The following is a 5,585-nucleotide window of genomic DNA, read 5'->3' as shown; positions in this document are numbered from 1 at the left end:
CAACTCATCCCCTCTGGGAATCCCGATTCCGGCAAAAAACAACATGCTCTAGTGTACCGTCCGCGTACTCCGCAATTGTTTCGTAGCTCCGCTTGGTCGACACGCGCCGCCTTGACCGGCATGTTGCGACCGTCGGCACCGAAACATTCCGACGCATACGAAAAGCCGTCAAAGCGATGCTCTGACGGCTTTCATGTTCTCCCCCTTGCGGGGGCCCGGCCGAAGCCATTTGTAGGTACAGCGTATCATGACATGGATGATGTGCAAGTGAAGGACGAGTTGAGCGAAGCAGAGCGCGCTTACCACTACACTCAGATGAAAGTAGAAACCCGACGCGGTTTTGTGCCCCAATCTAAACCGCGTCCCCTATGGTTGCGCAGTCGTTCCACGTACCTATGCAGCTTTGCGTTCCTTCATCGCATGTGCCTTGGGTGATCCACGCGCCACTTTCACAGATGTGCCGCGCCTGGTGAAGCGCGTCGTTGTATGTGTGTGATGTGCCTCCATGCGTGCATACGCCTCCGGTAAAGTACGGGGCATTCATCACGGCTTGGCCGTTTGCGATGGTTTTTCCTCCCCAAGGCGTGGCGCAGCTTTCTGATGAGTTTGATGTCTGCGGAGTATTGCTTGCGGAAGCTTGGGTAACAGCCGCTGCGTTCTCCTCATATGGGCCGGCGGGCGTTGGTGGGATATCCGATTGTGCTGGGGTGTTCGCTGCAGAAAGGGCAAGGCTCGCCGTGTGTACTGCTTGCAGGGCAAGCTGCACTGCTTCGTTTCGTAAAGATGCCGGCGCAGAAGTTGTTTGCACTAATATGAGAAGGACCAGCGAGGCGCGAAGGAGATCTAGGATGTTTGTGACGGGCATGGGTACATAGTAGCCTGCCTGGAGCGAGTATTACGGAATTATCACCACGAGGGCGCACCTCCGGGCGGGTAGACGCAAACAAAAGCCCGGCGCGAAGATCGCACCGGGCGAGGGGCAAGGTGTCCAAGGTTCAGTGCGCAGAGCACTGAGCCTCAAGCGGCCGAGACCAGTTTGCGAACGCCCGTTTATACCACGAGACCACCGATTTGTCATTTGATGGTGCTCGTCGTGTATTGCGGCGAGCGTCAAAAGATTAAATTCCGTGATCGGATCACGCAGACGGTTGCAAAAGGACCACGTAAGCTCGGCCGATCACGACGAGGAATATAAAGGAAGACACTATTGCTGCGACGAGGCCGAATAAGTGATAGCGCCGTATTGGCCGGCTCATTCAAAACTCGGTCCCAGCATTGCACGGGCTGCCGCTTCGACGATTGAGGGGTGCATCACTTGAGCCGGAAGATCGGCAAATGGCAGGGGAGACCACTCTGGCTGATGTCGGATAAAGGAACCGCTGTGTGCGGACGGTTCCCTCGGTGTGATACAGAGCAACTCACCGTTTTCGTTTGTAACGACGGAGTGCTTTTCGAAAATCGAGTCACCGGAAGCGACCCACCCTTCGATGATCATTGATCCCGGATGCAATGCAGTCCACCGCCGCGCGTTGTCGTGGCATTGCGCTTTCTCTGGAACGAACCCTCCAAGATCGGAGGCATCCGCAAGGTGCAGGTCGTCGACGCGTCCTTCGATGAACGCAGTTCGGAGGTTCTCGGCAATCGGATGAGGGATCATGGCAAACACCGGCTGCGATGGAGTGCGTTCAAATCGGTTGGCGCGTCGCCGAAAAAGCGCAAGACATGCATCTGCAAGCTCACTAGCGACGGGCCATCGGTTCGGCTGAAACCAATTGCAGCTAACGGTACCTGCTTTTCGTGCGAGAATCTCCACGCGCACGATCGCTGCTTTTGCGCCCGGTGCATTCGATCGCGTTGCCTGGCGCACAGGGAAGTGCGACGTAGTGGGTCACGTCGGCCATCGCGTTCTCCTAGATCTACTCGCTCCTCTTGATTCGACCGCGGGCATATCCCTTGGACGACGCCTCGTAGACGTCGTGGAGCTCTGCCTCCAGAAGGCCCTTGGCAACGTTAAGAGCGCGCACCGCTGCTCGTACGTCGCCATCGCATGCCGCGATCATTTGGTCAGTCGCGAGCTCCAGGGGATCGGGTTCGAGGACTGGCTTGGGATCGGCGGACATGCCCAACTTCCGTGTTGACCGGCCGCGAGCCTGTTCTTATTTTGTTCTCATGTCAATCGAAACGCTGGGGGAGGCCTACCGGCTCAGCTGGCGCGTCCGCGTACGCTGTGTCCGGGGCTACGTCGAAAGCCCAGTCAGGGTCCGGCCCTGCGACTACCAGGCGGTCTTGGACATGCAGACGTTGGTGTGGGCGAAGGGACGCAATTTTCCGCTCGGAAGGCTTGGGAGCCGCCTGATGTGCCCCCTGTGCGGAAACAGAGACGTGAACGTGATCTTCGAGCCTCCGCCAATGGTCCGGACGGTCGTGAGCGCAGCAGGGGTACAAGCAATGAGCGACGATGAGTGGCTGCCCGAAACTGAGCCGCGGAAGAAAGCGCAGGTCGCAGCGATAGATCGAAGGCCCCTGTCAGAACGATCGAAACTGAGTGACCGCGGGTTAGTAGATTTTCGTCGTGTCTGCGACCAAATGGGGATTCTCGACCGGGAAACGGACACGATACGGCCCGCCGAATGCAGGTAAGTGGCGCCGGTACGTAAGCTTCGGGCAGTGCTACAAGGAGAAAACCCGACACCTTATGCATTTTGGAAACAAAGCTGATTGGTTGCGGCGTCTAAGAAGTATAGAGTGGTTGCATACTAGGAAACGATCAGGCGAGCGGCCATGTTGCTATCCGATCTGCTTCCCGCCCTCTTTGATCTCGTCGTGTTGCATTCTACTGGGCGAGCACTTCTTTCAATCGAGCGCGAAGGTGTTCTCGATGCGCTGGTGAATTGCGTGGCCGAGTCAGTTATGCGACAGGTCCGCGCCAGTGACGGGGACACACAAGTTGGAAGCATAATTACTGATGATCATTTCAGTGACAAATGGATATCGCGCACTGAAATCGTCGATATGTTGGGGCAATCGAGCGGACTTCCCCGAGAGTTGTCTGAGTTCGCATTGGTTTTAATCGAGTCGCGCTTAGATGTTCGCATCGACGAAAATGGCGCCAATATCAGCGAGATTGGTGCCTTCAACCTCGTCATTAGCCCGTCCCAGACGGCGCCAAATCTCGCAGATTTTACGCGCAGCTGGTGGTTAGCAGACGAGGCACTTTTTCGCTCTCAGCTGACACTCCGAGAGGAGACATTGGCTCCTTTCTGGCTTTTCCGGGGATGGCGGAGAGGAAGCACATCTCGTCTACTGGAAAGGGCGCTGCTGTACTCAAGCTTCCGCCGAGCAGTCCCATACAACATCACGTTGTCCAAAGGACTCGCTTATCCGCGGCAACATCTTTCCTTTTCAAAAGTCGAGATCACCGGATCTACAAGAGAAAGCGGATTGAGATAGCTGTTTTTGAGCGACTGACGCGCTGGGGGCCGCTATGGAGCGCATAGCAAAGCTAATTCAGGTTTCTGACTTTCATTTTGTGCCGCGGATTGCTCACGAGAAACGTGCATTTTATGAACTGCACTTGCGCGCAGGGTGCCACTCGTTCAGCAAGCTAGTCGCCCTAGCGAGAGAGATAGACGCCCTGCAGTTTCAGGATGGCGATTACGACGCGCTATTAATGACAGGCGACTTGTCTACTGACGGCTCTCCCGATTCGTTCGCGACTGGACTGTCGTACATTCAAAGTAACGTGGTCGCGGCGGGAAGTCCGGCTCTAGCTCTCACGATTGGACTCAATGCTACTCCCGATCGCCGACTCTTACTTCCTGGTAATCATGATCGATGGGACCGGAGTTGGTTTGGATTTCAACGTCAAGGGGCCGTGTTTGAGAACGTTCTGAAATTGACTCTCCCTCATCCGAACTACCCTTATGTAAGAGGTCTCCGGCGCACTGCTAACGGTTCACCTGCAGTTCTCTTTTTCGTATTCGATTCGACTCCAGGGGTGTTCGCGCGATTGTGGCCGTGGGACCGATTGGCTCGAGGACGGATAGATCAGGGCGCGCTGGATTACTTTTTCAAGATAGCAAGAGATATCGATCAAGCCGGAGCAAACGGGGCAGTGAGCGATTTTCAGGGAAACCCGATGAACGTTCAATACTCCAATTGCGTCAGGATCGCTCTCCTGCACCATCACCCGTTTGACCGCAGATCAACTACGTTGATGGAAAACAATGAAGAGTTCGTCCGTGCTTGCGTGCGAGCAGGGATGCATCTTGTTCTATTTGGGCACGATCATAAGGAGTTTTGGGTGCCACGGTTTGGCCCATGTGCTCTCACGGGGAACAATAATCATCAAACGCTATTCTTCTGCTGTCCTAGCGCCTCGGAATACCGGTCTGAACAGGGGTTCTATTCCTTCGATCTTGACCTCCTAGGATTTAACTTCACGTTCTACAAGTGGAAAGATCGGCAGTTCGCTGCAGGTGGTCTAGACGAAAACCACCAGTTCTTACCGGGCGCCCCTCAACGCTTCGACTTTTAGGCATGGACTATTCTCATTGCATCTCAGTTCGGCGCAGCGCGGTCGCGCTAAGAGGCTTATTCGCGTGTTGCGGTTTGCAAGTGCGAGGCATATTTCGAAGAAATCATGAGCAGTGCTGGATATTGAGAAACTCGCAAGATCGATCGTAGCGTTTTCGGACTACTTCAGCTTCCGCATCCTATTGCTGCCGCTGCTGTCATGCTTCAACGCCCGACAAAGCCAGCGAGATACTGAGGCGTCATCAACCTGCAAACTGAGCTAGTTTGGCTCGCGCAACCGTCAACGGTGATTATGGGCCGTCCGACCACGACGGGTATTTGTGCACTGCGGTCTACTTGCGGTCGACCCCGGATCAATCTACCGTAGGTAGCGGTAGCTTTAGGGGAGATATTTTATGCATTTCAGAAGCCGAGAAGCTCAAACTCATGTAAGCGCTTCGTCGCGATACAATCTAGTGGCGTTTCGTGATGTTCAAGACGATCGTATGTTTGACGGAATTGTTCTGCCTCGCACGTCGACCGCAGTGAAATGGATCAAGGAGAATACCGTCCACCAAGCATTGAAGCTGACCTCCGGTGGAGCCACGTCGAGTCCATTTCTTTCAACACAGGTGAGCGCGGTTAGGGATGAGGGGCGAGACGTTACCCACGTTCTTACACAGGAGACGGACGGGCTCTACCTGAACAAGGTCCAAAACGTATCCGTGATCGAGCGGCGCCGGATCAGCGATGGTCCAACCAGTCGCCACACGCTCGAACTACGCAAGTACGATGGTGGAGTAGTCGTAGCCTACGTTGCCGCCGATCGCCTCCATTTGGGAAGCGCCGAGGTGAACACCAGCTGCCAACGCGTTGATTTTCCCTGTTTGAGTATCGACCAGCCGCCAATCGGGCAGATCGCAGTCGATCCTCCGACACTCGGTTTGCTCTCGTACAAGTGTCGAGATACTAACAGCATCTACCTCCGTACGTTTAATCCGGCGACGCTAGAAGTAGGACCCGAGATCTCTTTGAGGATTGCTGGTTCGCTCGGTGGGGCCGATATTGTG

The 5,585-nt window shown here is 55.1% G+C and carries 5 protein-coding genes; 3 read left to right on the top strand and 2 right to left on the bottom strand.

Annotated features, from left to right (window positions below):
• Nucleotides 1-1,252: 1,252 nt before the first annotated feature.
• Nucleotides 1,253-1,657, bottom strand: a complete 405-nt coding sequence (locus tag H8B02_RS44805) for a hypothetical protein (RefSeq protein ID WP_229172144.1) — start codon at nt 1,655-1,657, stop codon at nt 1,253-1,255.
• Between the two features lie 259 nt (nt 1,658-1,916).
• On the bottom strand, nt 1,917-2,120 hold the full coding sequence (locus H8B02_RS44800) for a hypothetical protein (RefSeq protein ID WP_229172143.1): 204 nt from the start codon (nt 2,118-2,120) through the stop codon (nt 1,917-1,919).
• Between the two features lie 661 nt (nt 2,121-2,781).
• On the opposite strand from H8B02_RS44800, the gene H8B02_RS44795 reads away from it, so the two are divergent.
• From H8B02_RS44795 to H8B02_RS44785, 3 genes are all read left to right on the top strand, one after another.
• Nucleotides 2,782-3,450 (top strand): hypothetical protein, encoded by a 669-nt coding sequence (locus tag H8B02_RS44795; protein ID WP_229172142.1) that lies wholly within the window; start codon nt 2,782-2,784, stop codon nt 3,448-3,450.
• Between the two features lie 34 nt (nt 3,451-3,484).
• On the top strand, nt 3,485-4,537 hold the full coding sequence (locus tag H8B02_RS44790) for a metallophosphoesterase family protein (RefSeq protein WP_229172141.1): 1,053 nt from the start codon (nt 3,485-3,487) through the stop codon (nt 4,535-4,537).
• Nucleotides 4,538-4,991: 454 nt separating this feature from the next.
• Nucleotides 4,992-5,585: hypothetical protein (locus tag H8B02_RS44785; RefSeq protein ID WP_229172140.1), on the top strand; the 594-nt coding region annotated here is incomplete at its 3' end.

Source organism: Bradyrhizobium altum (genome assembly GCF_020889705.1).
In the GTDB taxonomy this organism is placed as follows: domain Bacteria; phylum Pseudomonadota; class Alphaproteobacteria; order Rhizobiales; family Xanthobacteraceae; genus Bradyrhizobium; species Bradyrhizobium altum.
Note: the sequence above shows the minus strand (reverse complement) of the source record. Positions and strands in the feature narration are given on the sequence as shown.